Annotated in this window: 13 protein-coding genes and 2 riboswitches; of the genes, 5 read left to right on the top strand and 8 right to left on the bottom strand. The window is 47.7% G+C overall.

Features of this window, described 5'->3' with window-relative positions; all coding sequences use genetic code 11:
• The first annotated feature begins 599 nt into the window (after window positions 1-599).
• Window positions 600-2,558: an endonuclease MutS2 gene (locus ACUTVW_RS09510; RefSeq protein WP_445645864.1), complete on the top strand. Its 1,959-nt coding sequence runs from the start codon at window positions 600-602 to the stop codon at window positions 2,556-2,558.
• Window positions 2,559-2,648: 90 nt separating this feature from the next.
• Entirely contained in the window at window positions 2,649-2,879 is a 231-nt protein-coding gene (locus ACUTVW_RS09505) for a cysteine-rich CWC family protein (protein ID WP_445645565.1), read from the top strand.
• Window positions 2,880-3,078: 199 nt separating this feature from the next.
• Here ACUTVW_RS09505 and ACUTVW_RS09500 read toward each other — a convergent pair whose 3' ends face one another.
• The 5 genes from ACUTVW_RS09500 to gcvH form a co-directional block, all read right to left on the bottom strand.
• Window positions 3,079-4,224, bottom strand: a complete 1,146-nt coding sequence (locus tag ACUTVW_RS09500) for a mannitol-1-phosphate 5-dehydrogenase (RefSeq protein ID WP_445645564.1) — start codon at window positions 4,222-4,224, stop codon at window positions 3,079-3,081.
• Window positions 4,221-4,655 (bottom strand): PTS sugar transporter subunit IIA, encoded by a 435-nt coding sequence (locus tag ACUTVW_RS09495; protein ID WP_445645563.1) that lies wholly within the window; start codon window positions 4,653-4,655, stop codon window positions 4,221-4,223. The genes ACUTVW_RS09500 and ACUTVW_RS09495 overlap by 4 nt, the downstream gene beginning before the upstream one ends.
• Window position 4,656: 1 nt before the next feature.
• Complete coding sequence (locus ACUTVW_RS09490) at window positions 4,657-6,765, bottom strand: BglG family transcription antiterminator (protein ID WP_445645562.1); 2,109 nt, start codon at window positions 6,763-6,765, stop codon at window positions 4,657-4,659.
• A 67-nt stretch (window positions 6,766-6,832) separates the two neighbouring features.
• Window positions 6,833-8,296 (bottom strand): PTS mannitol transporter subunit IICB, encoded by a 1,464-nt coding sequence (locus tag ACUTVW_RS09485; RefSeq protein WP_445645561.1) that lies wholly within the window; start codon window positions 8,294-8,296, stop codon window positions 6,833-6,835.
• A gap of 442 nt (window positions 8,297-8,738) precedes the next feature.
• Window positions 8,739-9,131, bottom strand: coding sequence for a glycine cleavage system protein GcvH (gcvH, locus tag ACUTVW_RS09480; protein ID WP_445645560.1), 393 nt, complete (start codon window positions 9,129-9,131; stop codon window positions 8,739-8,741).
• A 343-nt stretch (window positions 9,132-9,474) separates the two neighbouring features.
• Window positions 9,475-9,597: riboswitch (glycine riboswitch) on the top strand.
• A 3-nt stretch (window positions 9,598-9,600) separates the two neighbouring features.
• Window positions 9,601-9,701: riboswitch (glycine riboswitch) on the top strand.
• Between the two features lie 254 nt (window positions 9,702-9,955).
• On the opposite strand from gcvH, the gene gcvT reads away from it, so the two are divergent.
• The 3 genes from gcvT to gcvPB are packed head-to-tail and all read left to right on the top strand — an operon-like array spanning window position 9,956 to window position 13,973.
• Window positions 9,956-11,092, top strand: coding sequence for a glycine cleavage system aminomethyltransferase GcvT (gcvT, locus tag ACUTVW_RS09475; RefSeq protein WP_445645559.1), 1,137 nt, complete (start codon window positions 9,956-9,958; stop codon window positions 11,090-11,092).
• Between the two features lie 2 nt (window positions 11,093-11,094).
• The gene (gene gcvPA / locus ACUTVW_RS09470) at window positions 11,095-12,450 is read left to right on the top strand and encodes an aminomethyl-transferring glycine dehydrogenase subunit GcvPA (RefSeq protein ID WP_445645558.1); all 1,356 of its coding nucleotides are present in this window, start codon (window positions 11,095-11,097) and stop codon (window positions 12,448-12,450) included.
• A 41-nt stretch (window positions 12,451-12,491) separates the two neighbouring features.
• Window positions 12,492-13,973 carry an aminomethyl-transferring glycine dehydrogenase subunit GcvPB gene (gene gcvPB, locus ACUTVW_RS09465; RefSeq protein WP_445645863.1) on the top strand — a complete coding sequence of 494 codons (1,482 nt, stop codon included), beginning with the start codon at window positions 12,492-12,494 and terminating at the stop codon, window positions 13,971-13,973.
• Between the two features lie 237 nt (window positions 13,974-14,210).
• On the opposite strand, the gene ptsP is transcribed toward gcvPB, so the two are convergent.
• The 3 genes from ptsP to ptsG all read right to left on the bottom strand — a co-directional run bounded on the left by ptsP (window position 14,211) and on the right by ptsG (window position 18,323).
• Window positions 14,211-15,923, bottom strand: a complete 1,713-nt coding sequence (gene ptsP / locus ACUTVW_RS09460) for a phosphoenolpyruvate--protein phosphotransferase (protein ID WP_445645557.1) — start codon at window positions 15,921-15,923, stop codon at window positions 14,211-14,213.
• Window positions 15,916-16,191 carry an HPr family phosphocarrier protein gene (locus ACUTVW_RS09455; RefSeq protein WP_036617010.1) on the bottom strand — a complete coding sequence of 92 codons (276 nt, stop codon included), beginning with the start codon at window positions 16,189-16,191 and terminating at the stop codon, window positions 15,916-15,918. Before ACUTVW_RS09455 ends, ptsP begins: the two co-directional genes overlap by 8 nt.
• A gap of 77 nt (window positions 16,192-16,268) precedes the next feature.
• Window positions 16,269-18,323, bottom strand: a complete 2,055-nt coding sequence (gene ptsG / locus ACUTVW_RS09450; protein WP_445645556.1) for a glucose-specific PTS transporter subunit IIBC — start codon at window positions 18,321-18,323, stop codon at window positions 16,269-16,271.
• Window positions 18,324-18,611: the final 288 nt, after the last annotated feature.

Raw genomic sequence — 18,611 nt, 5'->3', positions numbered from 1 at the left:
ATCTCCCTTTTATAAAATCGCTTACATTGGATTAAATTACTATTGTTATTTTAAAACCCATTCATAATCAAGTCCACACCTTTATTCTTTAAGTCGTTGACTTGAAGTGATTTCCAGTTTATATTACTTGTATATTCCTCAGGTCGAAGGAGAGATTTTGATGTCGGTGAGCGTTCTTAACTAATCAAGTTTCATATTCAGGAGTTTGGCCTCTTATGACACTTTTGCCGTTATGGCATACGTGTGCTTCATGATGCGCCAGATCCCTGTACTTAGTTAAGAACAGCGGAATCAAACATCGCCTCCGGGATTGCCTATGTCCGGGTCTATTTCCGCGCTGTGTTCAGCGCGGATTTTTTTGTACAGACCCTTATTGGACTTTGCTTTCCCATACGTTCAGGGCGGAGAATGACGTTTGTTCATTCCCCGCCCTTTTTGTGTTTTCCATGAGGAATATTTTTCACTGTAGCACACAAAAACATTTTACATGAAGGAGAGATTTAGACGTGAACATTAATATCAACAATAATGACGCTAGCACGATAGCAAATATCAAAAGCTCGAACGAACAAACGCTTACCAGTCTTGGCTTCCACCATATTCAGAAAAACATTGCAGACTGTGCCCTTTCCTATCTGGGCAAACGATACGCCAGGGAACTTAAACCAATGACCGATGCACATCTGATTCAGATGCGTTTGAACGAAACCGCAGAAGCGACAGCTCTTGTCCGTTTCGGAGCGAGTGTGCCTATTCCTTCGCTAGAAGGAATGGAGACCATCATCGACCTGCTCGGTACCGGGTATCTGTTCAGTGAACGTGACTTCAGCCATCTTGCCCAGTTTCTCCGCAGCTGCGCACAACTAATGAAGTATATGGATAGCAAATCTGGCGTTGCTCCGATCGTTAGTCGTTATGCATCCTCCATGATCCTGATGGAATCCTTGCGAAGCGAGATCGAACGCTGTATCCACAGTGGTCGCATTCAGGATCAGGCCAGTAAGGAACTCGTCCGCATCCGAAAAAAAATGAGCGTGAACGAGGAACGAATGAAACGCAAGCTGGATTCTCTGATTAGCAAACACCGTTCGATCATGCAGGAGCAAGTCGTGAGTCAGCGAAATGGAAGAACCGTACTGCCCATCAAAAAAGAATTCCGCAAACACGTCAAAGGCAGCGTACTCGACGAATCCGGGAGCGGCCAAACCGTCTATATCGAACCTGCCGAGCTGACAGGTCTGCAGATGGAACTCACTTCATTGCAGGCAGAGGAATCCAGGGAAGAGATGAAAATTCTCGGCGACCTGACTGATCTGGCCGAATCTTACAGCCGAGAGATTGCCTTAAATACGGAAACCGTTGGTGTCTTGGACTTTCTATTTGCCAAAGCGAAATATGCAGCAGCTATTGACGGACAATCCGTACACGTTAATAGCAAGGGTAAAGTTAACCTGCAACGAGCGAGACACCCGCTGATGGGGCCGTCAATGATCCCGCTTGATTTTTCCATCGGATACACTTACTCGTCCCTCATCATTACAGGTCCGAACACAGGCGGCAAAACCGTCGCACTCAAGACACTGGGGCTATTAACGCTGATGATGCAATCCGGACTGCTTGTTCCTGTGCATGAGGGAGGAGAGATGGCTGTGTATGAACAGATCGCAGTGGATATCGGCGATGGTCAGAGTCTAGAACAGGCACTCAGCACATTCTCGGCACATATTCGCAATATGATTACCATTCTGGAGGAGGCAAATCCTTCCACGCTTGTGCTTATTGACGAAATGGCATCCGGCACAGATCCTGGAGAAGGTGTCGGACTCTCCATAGCTATGCTGGAGGAATTGCATCGCTGCGGAGCAACCGTTGTGGCTACAACACATTTTGGGGAAATTAAACATTTCGCTTCAGCCGCACCTGGGTTTGAAAATGCACGTATGGAGTTCGATACGGTATCTCTCCAACCTCTGTATCGACTTCGGATCGGAGAAGCCGGTGAAAGTTATGCATATTCCATTGCGCTGAAGCTGGGCATGCCCAAGCATATTATCGATCGTTCCAAATCTGTTGTGGACGAGGCGGCTTTGGCAAAGAACACTGTTCAAGTTGTTTTGAAAGAGCTACTGCCTCAAACAGATGGCGAAAATCACACTTCCGTACCTGTTTCTATGGAACGCACTGATTCTAAAGAGCATCATGCACATACGACCGTTCCAAATGAGACTATTTCTCCAAACGATGCGCCTCTCGTCTCTGATTCAGCACCAATTCGTGATTTTCGTAAAGGAGACCGCGTCTATGTGGCCTATCTGGATCAGGCAGGTATCGTAAGTATAGAAGAGGACAATCGCGGACAGATCGAAGTGATGATCCGGGGACGCAAACTAAAAATTCATAAGAAACGTCTGCGTCTGCATATCTCTGCCGATGAGTTGTATCCAGGCAATTACGATTTAGACATTGTGCTGGAGAGCAAAGAAAACCGCAAAAAACGCAAATTGATGGGACGTAAACATGTGGAAGGGTTACAAATTGAGCTTCCACCAGAAGAATGAAAGGTGCGGTGTATAACGGCTTGATTTGTTATACTGATATCAATAGATAGCCATGCCCAGCTTAAAAACATTGAAAAGGAGGTCTAGCCGATGTCTGATCAGCAGAATAGCACTCCCAGCGAAACGGTCGATGTGTTCATGTGTGCTCTCTGCGGTGAAAGCAATGCTTGTGCCTACGCTGCGGGTAAACCACATTCGGAATGCTGGTGCGGCCACGCTTCTTTTCCCGAAGGTGTATTTGAGCGTGTTCCGGCCGAGCAGCGCGGCAAGTCATGCATTTGTCAGCAATGTTTGGAGAACTATGTACAGAAGTATGAATAGCTGGTGTAAAAGCCAAGCCAGTTCTTATTTGCTAAAAAAGATATGAAGAGCCGATTGTTAACTAGGATCGAAAAATAAAAGAAACCATTCCTTCTCAAATGGAACTGCATCATTCATTTGAAGGGATGGTTTCTTTATATTTGATACTTAGGTTCGTTAATATACTTGGCCAGACTTCGATTACTGTTATACTAACCGATTACATGTGACGGTGCTGCTTCACCGCTTCCACCAGGACCGGATGCTCCTCATCCATGGTGGTATAGTGTGACAGCGCAGCTGCGACGCCTTTCTCACGAATCATACTTTGCAGTTCGGCTGCTTCGGGATCATCTGCTACATCAAACTTGCAGGCCGCCGCCATGCCCATAGCCAGATAGGTCACCGTCATATCGTCCGCATGCGCCAGAAGTGCCGGGCGAACGAGACGATCATTCGGGGAGAGCTTGCGTAGTGGCGAGCGCCCCACACGGGTTACTTCATCGGTCAGATAAGGATTAACAAACCGCCCCAAAATTTTCAAAATATACTGTTCATGCTCTTCCGGGTTAAAGCCAAAACGGTTCACCAACACCCGACCCGTTTCCTGCAATGCACCGTAAACCACAGATTTCACTTTTTCATCTGCAATCGCCTGCTGGATCGTATCATACCCGTGCACGTAACCGATATATGCCGCAACGCAGTGTCCTGTATTGACGGTAAACAATTTGCGCTCAATGTAAGGTTCCAGATCATCTACATAAACGACACCATCCATCGGTTTAAACGCTGGCGCCATCTGGGAGCGATCCACAACCCATTCATAAAAAGGTTCCACCTGAACATGCAGCGGGTCTTCATGATTCTGAATCGGGACAATTCGGTCTACGGCCGAATTCGGGAAGTAAACATATTGATCGGCAAACGAGCGCCCCTGCTCATCCAGCAAAGCATACACATGCTCCTTCAATTGTGTGCTTCCACCGATGGCGTTCTCACAAGCAATAATATGCAGGGGTTTTTGCACAGAACTTGCACGTCTTCTTAACCCCAGACCTTCTGCGATTCCTTGCGCAATATGCTTCAGCACACCTACTCCCACCGCAGTAGTAACCATATCTGCTTCAGCCACCGCTTCAGCAACTTGCTGCAACTCTCGCCCATCAATGGCCGTTACTCCGGTTACCGTCTCCTGATCTTTACTCTCATTGGCAAGCTCCACGGTATACTCACCGCGCTCCCGAAGAGCATTCACCAGTTCCTGATTCACATCCGAGAATGTCACTTCATATCCGGCACGGGACAGAATCAAGCCGATAAATCCACGTCCAATGTTACCTGCGCCAAAGTGAAGGGCCTTCATAGCTCCATTTCACTTTCCAGAATCGCGATGACTTCCTCTGCTGTTTTTGCATGACGCAGCGCTTCCATATTTTCTTCCTCGGCACAGATTACCGCAATGCTTGTTAGAATCTCCATATGTTCGCCGCCCTGAGCCGCGATGCCAATGACCATGTACGCTTTTTCCTCTCCAAAATCAACCCCCTGCGGGAACTGAATCACCGAGATTCCAGTGGAGAGAATAAATGCTTTGGATTCTTTCGTGCCATGCGGAATAGCCAGTCCATTGCCCACATAGGTGGATACGATCTCTTCACGCTCAATCATTTTGTCAATATAATCCTCACTGATATGGCCTGCATCCTTCAAAATCTGTCCTGCCATACGAATAGCTTCGTATTTATCTTGAGCCGTCGCGTTCATGATGACTTTATCTGTTGTTAACATACTCATGTTATTGACCTCCAATTTCATTTTTACTGCGATAAAATCCAACCAGTTCCCGGGACAGGTAATGAATAATCTCATCCCTGTTCCCTTGCCCCAGCAACGTAATCATCTCTTCTTGCAGCAGCAGCGCACTAATCTCACTGAGAACCTCCAAGCTTTCCTTGGATAGCTCCTTTGGCCCAAGCATCAGCAGCACATGGCTTACTCCCTCCTTGTCCTCTGCTGTCCGAAGCAAAGGTTCATCAAGTTGAAAAAGCCTAATGGATGGCTTATAGATACTTTCGCTCCGTGTATGGAAAAGAGCCAGCTGAGTTCCGGGAATCTTCTGACTGCCCATTGACTCACGAACTTCAAGCAGTTTGGCAACCTCTTCCGGGTCTTTCAATACACCTGCTCGATGTGCAACTTTACACATCTCACGCACACTTTGGGCAAAATCAAGCTGAGTGTTATCCATGGCATGTACCTGAAACTTACCGATAATGCGCACAATTTCAAGTAAGGTTGCTTCCATCCCATCCGGGTCGGAGTTATTATGATTCGTTGTCTCATTCCCCTTTTCAAGGGGTTTGCGATGTTGCCGCTGTAACGTTGTTGTTTTGATAAAATGTCGCAGGCTCTCACTCTCCTCTGCTGTAAGCAGCGGACTGACCTTGTAATACTGATCTTCCTCCATTGGCAAATCGACGGTGGATAACACCAGATCATATTCTTCGGCTGGCATTCGGGCCGCTTCGTACCAGGAGACACTGTCTATAATCTGTATTTCCGGAAACTCCTTGGACAACCTGCTGGACAGCATACGCGAGGAACCAATGCCACTGTTACATACCACGATCGCCCGGATTTCCTGCTTTAACGCTCGAAGCCGTTCAATAGAAGCACCAAAATGCATCACGAGAAAACCGATCTCTTCATCTGGAACTGCTGCTCCCGGCCATGCCTGTAACACGGACTTTTTAACTTGTTCAAAAAGGATGTCATAATCCTTGCGAATCTGCTGTAATAACGGATTACGGATCACCTGATGTCCTTCAAGCCGCTCCATAACAGGCACCATATGTGTAATTAGCCCTTCGCGAAGCAAACGATCTTCATGAAAGGCATAACCTGTTCTTTCCTGCATCTGATCCGTTAGTGAATGCACTCTGTCCATGAGAATCAGATCATCAATCGGAAGTAGACGAGAAGAATGAATCTGCTGCTCTGTTTCTGTAAGCAATTGATGAAAATACGTCCACTCTTCTTCCGAGAAGGTGACTCCAAGCTGTGAGTATAGAACGCTGCACAGACGCGAAGCCATGAATACAGGGACTCGCTGTTCATGCTGCTCCGCCGATATGCCTTCGGTTGCGGTCGTGATCATTCCTGAGGAGGAACGTCCTATATTAAAACCTTTGCGTATGCGAACAACCGCTACCGATAACTGAATAAGCAGTTTCATGTACTGTCGTTCTGGAATTTTTTCGAGCCATTCGATATCCGGCTGCCATAATGCATTCTCAATGGTAAGCACATCACTATGACCGATCATGCTGAGCAACTTTTGATTAACGATGGAGCCTCCTTGTTCGGGTTGCCTACCAAAAAGGTCTGACTCATCCAGTACTTCCAAAGCGAGCGCCGCAATGGCTCTGCGATGGATCGCCTCACTTCCGGTAATTTTGACGCCATATCCTCGCCTTCGAACAAGCTTTAACCCCGCCTGCCGGATACGTGACTCCAGATCATCCAGATCCGTGGTAACCGTCGAGACCGTCACTTTCAGATCGGAAGCGAGCGCAAGCAGTTTGACCGGTTCGGCTTCATCCAGCAAGATGCAAAGCATGAAGAGCTTACGCTCTTCCGGCGTAAACTCTACATATTCATTACCTTCCAACTTCTGGCGTAATGCGCTGAGGTCATCTGAACCGGAATCAATACGTATTCCGGTTCCCGACTTTTTTTCCAATCGCATACCGAACGGTTCAAGCCACTGTTCAATCATCAGCAGCTCACGATGCACGGTACGGGTACTCACTTTTACTTCAACGGCGATTTCGCCGGCCGTGACTTCATGGGGATGCTCCAGCAGGAATTCCACAATTTCACGTTGTCTTTTGGTAATACTCATATCTAAGCCTCCGGCTCTGGGAAAACGGCTGCCCTCGTTAGAAGCTGGTTCGCAGTCTGCTCTCCGCTTATTTCAAACGTTCAACAAGCGCTTCGTATTCCGGGCTTTTTAGGAAATTGTCAATGGATATATGCTCTGCGTTCGGTGCCACTGTACGTGCACGATCCGTTAGTGTTTTTTGCGTAATGACAACGTCTGCATCTTGCGGAATTTCACTGATCGCCGTGTTGGTTATAGTAATGTCGATCCCTTCGGCTTTCATTTTTTTGCGCAGAATTGAAGCACCCATGGCACTGGAACCCATACCCGCATCACAGGAGAAAACAATCTTTTTCACATCTGTTTTTGCCTTGGAAGCTGCAGAAGTTGCGATATCTGCTGCTCTGTCTGCTTCACGGTTATCCGCTGTGATGGCTGCATTTGCTGTATTGCCTTGGCTTTTCATATCTTTCATTCGGCTAGAGGCCTCTTCCAGATCCTCTTCCTTCTGTTTACCTGTTTTGAGTAGCAGAGAGGCGATCAGGAAAGAAACAACTGCGGCAACGATAACCCCTGCGAGCATTGGAATGTATCCACCTTTTGGTGTCAACAGGAAGTATGCGATGATACTGCCCGGTGACGGCGCCGACACCAGTCCTGCTCCAGTCAGCATGAACGTTAACGTACCGGCGACACCGCCAGCAATAGCTGCCAGAATCAGAATCGGTCTCATTAAAATGTACGGGAAGTAAATTTCGTGAATTCCGCCGAAGAAATGAATGACCACTGCACCAGGTGCAGAAGATTTCGCCATTCCACGACCGAAGAAACAGTAAGCAAGCAAAATACCTAGTCCCGGTCCCGGGTTAGACTCAAGCATGTAAAGAACGGATTGGCCCAGTTCTCTTGCCTGATCTGTTGCAATCGGTGTCAAAATACCATGATTAATCGCGTTATTTAGGAACAATACTTTACCCGGTTCAATAATCAGGTTCACCAGTGGCAGCAAGCCGAGGTTCATTAGACCCTGTACACCCGCAGATAATACCTTGCTGATCGCCTCTACTGCCGGCCCGATCCCGAGTAATGCGATAATGCCCAAAATTCCACCGATGATTCCTGCCGAGAAGTTGTTGACCAGCATCTCAAATCCGGCTCTGATCTTACCCTCAATGGACTTGTCGAACTTCTTGATGACCCATGCTCCGAGCGGTCCCGCAATCATTGCACCAAGGAACATTGGAATGTCACTACCTACAATCACACCGATGGTCATAATCGCACCAACGACACCACCACGCTGACCATGGACCATCGTACCTCCGGTATAACCGATCAAGAGTGGCAGCAAATAATTAATCATTGGACCTACGAGTTGTTCTAACGTTGCATTTGGGAACCACCCTGTTTTAATAAACATCGCGGTAATCAGTCCCCAAGCAATAAATGCACCCATATTCGGCATAACCATACCGCTCAAGAACCGTCCGAATCGTTGCACACCTACACGTATTCCACCCTTAGAATTGGACATTTGGTCCAAATTACTCATTGGTTTATCCTCCTTGGATCAAGTCATTATCAATATGAAAGGGGTATCATGCTTCCCCTGCTGTTATCCTAAGCGAGAAACCTCTCCTGTTCAATCAAATGAAAGCGTACTTTCGTCATGAATAATGATGACAACATTAGATTATGTAATCGTTTTTTAGTAGGAATATATGATCAAATCCTTGATATACAAGGATTACTCTGCCTATGACTTTGTTCATATACAACATGCAAAGCAATAAAATAGCTTGGTCGATTTGAACTCTTTTTATTCATGAAATCTACGTCACTTCTACTTGAACACTCACCCATACGCACGAAAAACACATCAAAAAACCTGCATAAGCTATACAGCTCACACAGGTTTGAAGATAAAATGATCTATTCATATGTGATTATATATATGTCCATAAGTACAAATAGACTCGGTGTTTCAGCCTTATTTACTCCTCCGTATGTTTACGGTATGCGTCCGCATTCAGCAATGTAGCTAAAGCAGCTGTTACATCTCCATCCACACGGATTTCAATCATCCAGCCATCTTCATAAGGAGAGCTATTCACCAGTTCTGGCGAGTCCTGTAAAGCTTCATTGACTGCAATAATCGTACCGCTGACGGGTGAGAACAGATCCGACACCGTTTTGACCGATTCAATCGTGCCGATGCTGTCTTCTGCTTTTACACTGGCTTCAAGATCAGGCAACTCTACAAACACAATGTCACCCAGCTGATGCTGTGCGAACTCGGTAATGCCAATACGTACGGTATCCTCCCCTACGGTTTGCACCCATTCGTGCTCTTCACTGTACAGGAAATCATTTCTCAATTCGCTCATCGATATCCGCCTCGCTTTCATTAATGAGTGCATGCGTTCTTTGACCTTCACCTTTTTCCCAAACAACAGCGTATGATATTTCGGATTCAAATGTCAATATAGCTCACAATTAATTTGAAATTCATATCTTACCTTGTGTAACCTCACACCACTCTTTCTGCATATACTGGTGAATATTAACATAGTAAGCGCACTCTTTTCAAATATACGAACATTGACGTTTTCAAATTAAAAAATATTCGTATTTTATATAAGTTTAATGATATCGTTCTTGACATCAACAGTCGATTCACGTTTTAATGATAAGAGCAACTGAAGTTATTGGACTACGTATGAACCGCGGATGAATGTAAAGGGAGAGATTGCCCGTACACCCGGTTTGGGGATGTGCATGAGGCGGCGCCGAAGGAGTAAACCACCGACAAGCGGGGGCGAATCTCTCAGGCAAAAGGACTTTTACAGGACGCAACTCTGGAGAGCATCTAATCGTCCGGTCTGGACGTTATGATCACCCAAGGGGAAACCTGTCTGAACATACGGCGGGGTAACTCTCAGGTACAAGGGACAGAGCCTAAGAATACAGCGTGCTACTTGGCATGCCGGTTCTTTGGCCTGTCCTTTTCCTTTTTCCCAAAAAATGAAATGCAGGATTTAGAATCGTCTACCCGGCAGCGTGCCTTTATAAACGACTAATCAAATACTTATGACTTTACTTATGACTGTACTTGTTACATGACGGAATTGAATCGAATTAAATTGAAACCCGGTTAACAGATTCACTTTTCTATATTCGGCCCGCTTGAGGCCCATGACGAGGTGATTGGATGTCCGATTTGTTAAGAACACCACTCTTCCCCCTATATGCGCAATATGAAGGTGTACGTTGTATTGATTTTGGTGGCTGGGAGCTTCCGGTGCAATTTAGCGGTATTCAAAAGGAACATGAAGCTGTGCGAGAGCGCGCCGGGCTGTTCGATGTATCCCATATGGGCGAATTCACCGTAACGGGTGAACAGGCGGAAGCCTTTTTGCAGCGCATGATGACTAATGATGTGACCGCAATAGGATCAGGTCAGGCCCAATACACGCTGATGTGTTATCCCGATGGCGGTGTAGTGGATGACTTGCTCATCTATAAACTCGCAGAACAACACTACATGCTGGTCGTCAATGCCTCCAATATCGACAAAGATTGGGCATGGTTTCAGGAGCACATTATACCGGGCGTGAACATGACTAACGATTCCGAGCAAACGGCATTACTGGCGTTACAAGGTCCTTTAGCGGTCGATATTCTGGCTAAAGTTACAGGTTCAGAGGTGGATGCCGCCTCCATCGAACCGTTCCGCTTCGTACAGAATGCCGAGGTATGCGGAGTACGACTGTTGCTGTCACGAACCGGTTACACCGGCGAAGATGGCTTTGAGCTGTATGTTGCAGCGGAACAGGCTGCACTTGTATGGAACGGGCTAATGAAAGCAGGTGCTGATGTGGGCCTCGTTCCAGCAGGACTTGGTGCACGCGATACACTGCGATTCGAAGCGAAGTTGCCTTTATACGGTCAGGAATTATCACCAACCGTCTCTCCACTGGAGGCAGGGCTGGGCATGTTTGTGAAACTGAACGCCGGGCCTTTTATCGGACACGAAGCTTTGTTTCAGCAAAAAAATGACGGCCCTGCCCGCAAGCTAATTGGAATCGAAGTGCTGGAGCGCGGCATTCCGCGTCCACATTACCCCATCTATGCGGATGGCGTTCAGATTGGTGAAGTGACAACCGGTACACAGTCGCCGACCTTGAAACGTAATCTGGGCCTCGCTCTGATTGACAGCAACTATACTGCACTCGGTACAGCGCTGGAGATTGAGATTCGTGGCAAAAAGCTGAAAGCCGAGGTCATCAAGACCCCTTTTCATAAACGGACACGTACGCCAAAGACCCCTACCCAAGGAGCTGAGTAAGCATGAGCAAGCACCGCTACATTCCTATGACCGAACAAGACCAGAGCGCAATGCTCGCTACGATTGGTGTAGAAACAATTGAGGATCTGTTCAAAGATATTCCGCAGGAAATTCGGTACCAGGGCGAGTTGCCCGTGTCCTCCAAGCTGGACGAATATGCGTTAACACGACACATGTCGAAGCAGGCTGGCTCGAATGCCAACTTTGAGACACATGCCAGCTTCCTGGGCGCAGGGATCTATGATCATCACATCCCATCTGTCATCAACCATGTCATTTCCCGTTCCGAGTTCTACACGGCATACACCCCCTATCAACCCGAGATCAGCCAAGGAGAACTGCAAGCGATCTTCGAATTTCAATCGTATATCTGTGAGCTGACGGGCATGGCGGTAGCCAATGCCAGTATGTATGATGGCGCAACGGCTTTTGCTGAAGCAGGCAATCTCGCTGCCGCAGCTACACGTCGCAAACAGCTTATCGTATCCCGGGCCGTTCACCCAGAAGCACGTCAGGTGTTGCAGGCCTATGCACATGGCCTCAGTCTGGAGATCGTGGAGATTGATTACAAGGATGGCGTGACTGATTGGGATGCCCTGCAAGCAGCCATTTCGGAGGATACAGCAGCAGTGATGATTCAGAGCCCGAACTTCTTTGGTGCCGTGGAAAATGTAAAACAGGCTGCCGACCTTGTGCACACGCACAAAGGCCTGCTCGTCGTAAGCGCCAACCCGCTGTCGCTCGGTTTGCTGGAAGCCCCAGGCAAGCTGGGTGCCGACATCGTTGTAGGCGATGCGCAGCCCCTTGGAATCGCCGCTTCGCTCGGCGGACCGACTTGCGGATACTTCGCCGTGTCCCAGGCTCACATGCGCCGGATCCCTGGCCGAATTGTCGGTCAGACAACGGACCGCAACGGCAAACGCGGCTTCGTACTGACGCTACAAGCCCGCGAACAGCACATCCGCCGGGAAAAGGCGACGTCCAACATCTGTTCGAATCAGGCTTTGCTGGCGCTTAGTGCTTCTGTCTATATGTCTACTATGGGAAAGCAGGGCATGATCGATGTGGCTGATCTGAATCTGCAGAAGAGTCACTATGCACTAAAAACATTAACAGCCATTCCCGGAGTAAGCCTTACTTATAAGGCCCCTACGTTTAACGAGTTTGTTATCCAGCTTCCTGAAGGAACGGATGTAGATGCCCTTCAGCTGAATCTGCTGGATGCAGGCTTCATCGGCGGTTATGAACTTGGACGTGAATATCCGGAGCTCGCCGGACATATGCTCATTGCCGTTACCGAACGACGCAGTAAGGAAGAGATTGATGAATTCGCACGTGTATTGGAGGGATTGCTGTGACTCAGCAAACTGGAATTGACCCACAAGTAGAAGGAGCCACTATTAGCCCACAACCATCAACCTCTGCTGCTCCCGAACAGACATTAATTTTCGAGTTAAGCAGTCCTGGGCGTGTGGCTTATTCCCTGCCGGAATGTGATGTTCCCCGTCAGGAAGCAGATACGCTGATTCCCCGGGAAATGCTTCGCTCCGAAGCGGCAGCGTTGCCGGAAGTTTTCGAAGTTGATGTCATTCGCCACTACACCGCATTATCCCGCCGCAACTTCGGGGTAGATAACGGATTTTACCCGCTCGGTTCCTGCACGATGAAATATAATCCGAAAATTAACGAAGATGTGGCCCGTTATAACGGTTTTGCTAAAATCCATCCATACCAGCATGAATCAAGCCTGCAAGGGGCTCTCGAATTACTACACACCTTGCAAAATGATCTTGCAGGTCTGACGGGCATGGATGCCGTAACCCTGCAACCTGCTGCTGGCGCACACGGGGAATGGACTGGACTGATGATGATCCGGGCTTATCACGAAAGCCGTGGTGAACTGCGTACCAAAGTCATTGTGCCCGATTCCTCTCATGGCACGAACCCGGCCAGCGCAACCGTAGCCGGATTCGAAACGGTCACCATTCCGTCGCGCGCCGACGGTCTGGTCGATCTGGATGCACTGCGTGCTGCTGTCGGTTCAGATACCGCCGCACTCATGCTGACGAATCCGAACACGCTCGGTTTGTTTGAAAAGGATATTCAAGAAATTGCGTCCATCGTGCACAAAGCTGGCGGACTGTTGTATTATGACGGTGCTAACTCCAATGCCATTATGGGCATTACACGACCGGGCGATATGGGCTTTGATGTGGTACATCTGAACTTGCATAAAACGATGAGCACGCCTCATGGTGGTGGTGGCCCTGGAGCTGGACCCGTCGGTGTCAAAAGCCGCTTGATTCCGTTCCTACCTAAACCGATGGTTGTTCAAAATGGTCAAGGGGTGTACGCCCTGGATTACGAAGGAGATCAATCGATCGGCCGGGTCAAAGCCTATTATGGCAACTTTGGTATCTTGGTTCGTGCCTATGCTTACATTCGTACCTATGGACCGGAGGGTCTGCGCCGTGTATCCGAATGCGCTGTGCTTAATGCCAATTATATGATGGCTCGCCTGGCACCTCATTACGAAATTCCGTATCCTGGCGTGTGCAAACATGAATTTGTTATGTCAGGGCGCCGCCTGAAACAGTATGGTGTTCGTACACTGGATGTAGCCAAACGCCTGCTCGATTTTGGCTATCACCCGCCTACGATATACTTCCCGCTTAATGTCGAGGAGTGCATCATGATTGAGCCAACCGAGACCGAGAGCAAGGAAACGCTGGACGGATTTATTGATACGATGATTCGCATCGCCAAGGAAGCAGAAGAGACACCTGAATTGGTGCTCAACGCCCCTTACGGCACACCAGTTACTCGTCTCGATGAAACGACTGCAGCGCGCAAACCTGTATTGAACTGTGCTTGTAGTTAATTAGTTTCACTCGAAAGTCTGCTTAAATCCCCTCCCCCTTGTGCATGATGAGATTCTGGGTTTATCTCATTCCCACAAGGGGATTTTTTCTCCCTAATCTGAACTCCCATTGCCAAGCTTTAACCATGAAAAAAAGCCGGTACCCACATGATCGTGGACACCGGCAATATCGGCTGTATTAATGCAGCCCTTTATCGGAAAAAGAAAACCTCAAATCCGGAGGAAGCTCCGGCAAAATTACGCTTGAATGCTTTGAACGAGTTCAACCACTTGTTCAGCGGTTTGCATTTCCAAAGCTTTGGCAGCCAGTGCTTGCATGTCCGCACGGGACAATTTGGTGATCTGGCTACGCGCTGGCAGAATGGAAGTTGCGCTCATGCTGAACTCATCCAGTCCAAGACCAAGCAGCAATGGAATTGCTGTTTCGTCTCCTGCCATCTCACCGCACATGCCAACCCATTTCCCTTCACGATGCGCTGCATCGATAACCATTTTGACCAAACGCAAAATAGCTGGGTTGTATGGTTGGTACAGATAAGCTACACGTTCATTCATCCGGTCAGCAGCCATCGTGTACTGAATCAAATCGTTGGTACCGATACTGAAGAAGTCCACTTCTTTGGCGAATTGATCCGCCATTACAGCTGTTGAAGGAATTTCGACCATGATCCCGAGTTGAATGCTGTCGGAAACAGCAATCCCTTCAGCAACCAGCTTTTCCTTCTCTTCAAGCAGGACAGCTTTAGCATCACGGAATTCACCCAGTGTTGCGATCATCGGGAACATGACACGCAAGTTTCCGTGTACACTTGCACGAAGCAAAGCACGCAACTGTGTACGGAAGATATCCAGACGGTCCAGACACAGACGAACTGCGCGGAAACCGAGGAATGGATTCATTTCTTTTGGCAGATCCAGGTAAGGAAGCTCTTTGTCTCCACCGATGTCGAGTGTACGAACTACGACAGGTTTGCCTTCCATTTTTTCAAGTACAGCTTTGTAAGCATTGTACTGAATATCCTCGGAAGGAAGCTTGTCTCTACCCATGTACAAGAACTCGGTACGATAAAGGCCTACTGCCTCGCCGCCGTTTTCCAATACACCTGTTACGTCATTCGGAGTACCGATGTTCGCAGCCAGTTCCACATGAACGTTGTCCACCGTAACGGTTGGTTCGTCACGCAGTTTTCTCCACTCGGCACGTTGTGCATCATACTGTTCCTGTTTGGCACGGTACTCAGCAACAACCTCGTCTGTAGGGTTAACCAGAACATGTCCATCCAGACCGTCCACAATAATCAGGTCACCTTGTTTCGCTTGAGCCAGGATGTCCTTCGTTCCAACAACAGCCGGAATCTCAAGTGAACGAGCCATGATTGCGGAGTGGGAAGTACGTCCACCAATGTTGGTTGCAAAACCTTTAACATATTGGCGGTTCAATTGGGCTGTATCGGAAGGCGTTAGATCTTCCGCAAGCACAATCACTTCTTCACTGATCTCAGCCGGGCTCATGAAGTCGATACCAAGCAAGTGATTTAGCACACGTTTGGTTACGTCACGCATATCCGCTGCACGTTCCTGCAGGTATGCGCTCTTCATGTTCTCGAACATGGCGATGAACTGGGAAGCCGTCTCATTCAGTGCAAATTCTGCATTGATCATATCGTCTGCAATTCTGGCTTTAACCGGATCAATCAGTTCCGGATCATCCAGAATGAGCAAATGAGATGCAAAAATCTCTGCTTTTTTCTCACCAAGCTCTTGTAAAGTACGCTCTTTGATCGCCTCAAGCTCAGCTCGGGATTTACCCAGAGCTGAGTCAAGTTTAGCGATCTCTGCGTCAACGTCGTTAATTTGGCGTTTTTCTACAGAGTAGTCAGGATGCTCCAAGATAAACGCCTTGGCGATAGCAATACCCGCCGAAGCCGCGATCCCGGAAACATTAAGCATTAATTTCGCCCAACCCTTCGTTAACCATTACGTCTGTCAGAGCTTGAAGAGCTTCAGCTTCGCCTTCACCTTCAACGATGATGCTGATGGTGTCGCCTTGCTCCAAACCGAGGGAAAGAACGCCCAGGATGGATTTCAACGTTACTTTTTTGCCGTTAGCTTCTGCAAAAGATTCTGCACCTTTGAATTTGTTTGCTGTATTAACCAGGGCAGTTGCCGGACGTGCGTGGATACCATCTTCGTCTGTAATTCTGAATGTTTGTTGCATTACAATCATCTCACTTTCGGTAGTTTGGTTTAGGCATTGCATATATTTACACTTGCTTGCCATCATCGTAACACTTCTTATTTTATCTCAATAATCGACTGATCGCCAATTTTGAGCACGCCACTCTTTTTCAACGTGACGGTGGAGCCTTCTGGCAGGTTGGTGAAGATGACAGGAGATATGATCGATGGAGCGTTCGCTTTCACATACTCCAGATCCACTTCCATAATCGGTTGACCTGCTGATACCAGATCACCTTCCTGAACCAGCACGTTGAAACCTTGACCTTTCAGTTTCACCGTATTCACACCTATATGAACAAGCACTTCCTTACCACCGTCAGACATAATGCCCACGGCATGTTTGCTTGGAAATACATTAAATACTTTACCATACACAGGAGAAGTAATCGTTCCGTCATGTGGCAAAATGGCAAATCCGTCACCTGTCATTTTTTCAGCAAAGACCGGATCAGGTACATTCGTAATATCCATCAGCTCACCATTGACTGGCATCACGATATCCTCTTCAACAATGCGTTCACCTTGCTCCCCTTGCGCTTTTTCCTCTTCAGGAGTTGGTTTAACCTCAGCGGCTGGAGTTGGTGTAGGTGTACGTCCTGCAATGATATCTTGCATTTGAGACTTGATCGTATCGGAACGTGTTCCGAAGATGGCTTGAACATTATTACCCACTTCAAGCACACCAGATGCACCCAATTGTTTCAAACGATCTTTTTGTACATTGGATTTCTCATTGACTTCAATCCGCAAACGAGTAATACATGCATCCAGATGTTTAATATTTTCCTTGCCGCCAAAGGCTTCAAGAATGTTATGCGGCAGATCGTCTGTCGAACCAGAAGAACCGCCGGATGGAGTGTCCGCAGAAGCTTCTTCACGTCCAGGTGTCTTGAGGTTGAATTTGCGTATGATCAGTCGGAATCCGAAGTAGTAGATCACAGCAAGGATCAAACCGACAATGATAACGTCCCACCATGGCGTACGGTTTGGAATGATACCGAAGATCAGGAAGTCAATGAAACCGCCCGAGAAGGTCATCCCGATTTTCACACCAAGCAATTGCATGGTCATGAAAGACAAACCTGCAAAGATACAGTGTACAGCAAACAAAATGGGTGCTACGAACAGGAACGAGAACTCGAGTGGTTCCGTAATCCCTGTCAGGAATGATGTCAGTGCAGCTGAACCCATGATACCCGCAACATATTTTTTATGTTCAGGTCTTGCTTCATGGTACATCGCAAGTGCGGCTGCTGGCAAACCGAACATCATGAACGGAAATTTACCAACTTGGAACGTTCCTGCAGTCAAAGCAACGCCATCACGCAACTGACTGAAGAAGATTTTTTGGTCTCCGCGGATCACTTCACCCGCTTTGTTCACATACTCACCGAATTCAAACCAGAATGGGGAGTAGAAAATGTGATGCAAACCGAACGGAATCAGTGACCGTTCTACAACACCGAAGATGAAGGCCGACAAGGTCGGGCTTGTATCTACCATGAAGTGAGAAATGGCATTTAATCCGTTCTGGATTGGAGGCCAGATGACCACGAGCAGCAACCCTAACAGCAAGGAGACTACTGAAGTAACGATGGGAACAAAACGTTTACCTGCGAAGAAACCGAGGTAAGACGGCAGTTCAATTTTGAAGAATCGATTATAACACAGAGCCGCGGCGATACCTATGATGATACCTCCGAACACCCCTGTGCTTAATGTCGGAATACCTAGAATGCTTGCATAACCAGGTACTTTGCCAATCATGGCAGGTGTTACGCCTACAGCAGAACCCAGAGTCACATTCATAACCAGGTAACCGATGATGGCTGCAAGTCCTGCAACCCCTTCGCCACCAGCGAGCCCGACGGCTACACCGACCGCAAATAGCAATGCCAGATTATCAAATACGATCTGACCGGCGTTCATCATAATAGTTGCAATCGAGTTTACCCATGGGGTATCGAGTGCAGTAGCATACTGTAGGAAATCCGGATTCACCAGCATGTTACCGATTCCGAGCAGCAAACCTGCGGCTGGAAGAATCGCTACAGGCAACATGAGAGCTTTACCTACTCTTTGCAATACACCAAAAAGCTTCTTAAACATGGCGTTGTATTCTTCCTTTCGTTTTAAATGTCTATGTCGTGATGCAAGCAAGGGAACACAAAAAAAGGCATGAACTAATAAAAGTGAACTGTGCCTACCTTGGGGTATAGCATACCCTTAAAAAGGTAGAACAATCACACTCTAATTAACTCATGCCTGATCGAGTCAGTAACACGTCGCTTATGTTTATTCAGTTGCTTGATTACGGTCACCATTGTAGCATCACTTTACGCGCATTGCAAGCCTTTACAGAAAAAAACATTATTCAGCATGCACCACTCGAAGGAT

The sequence above is a fragment of the Paenibacillus sp. TSA_86.1 genome (assembly GCF_052691815.1).
The sequence above is the reverse complement of the archived record's forward strand: the minus strand, read 5'-3'. Positions and strand labels throughout refer to the sequence as shown.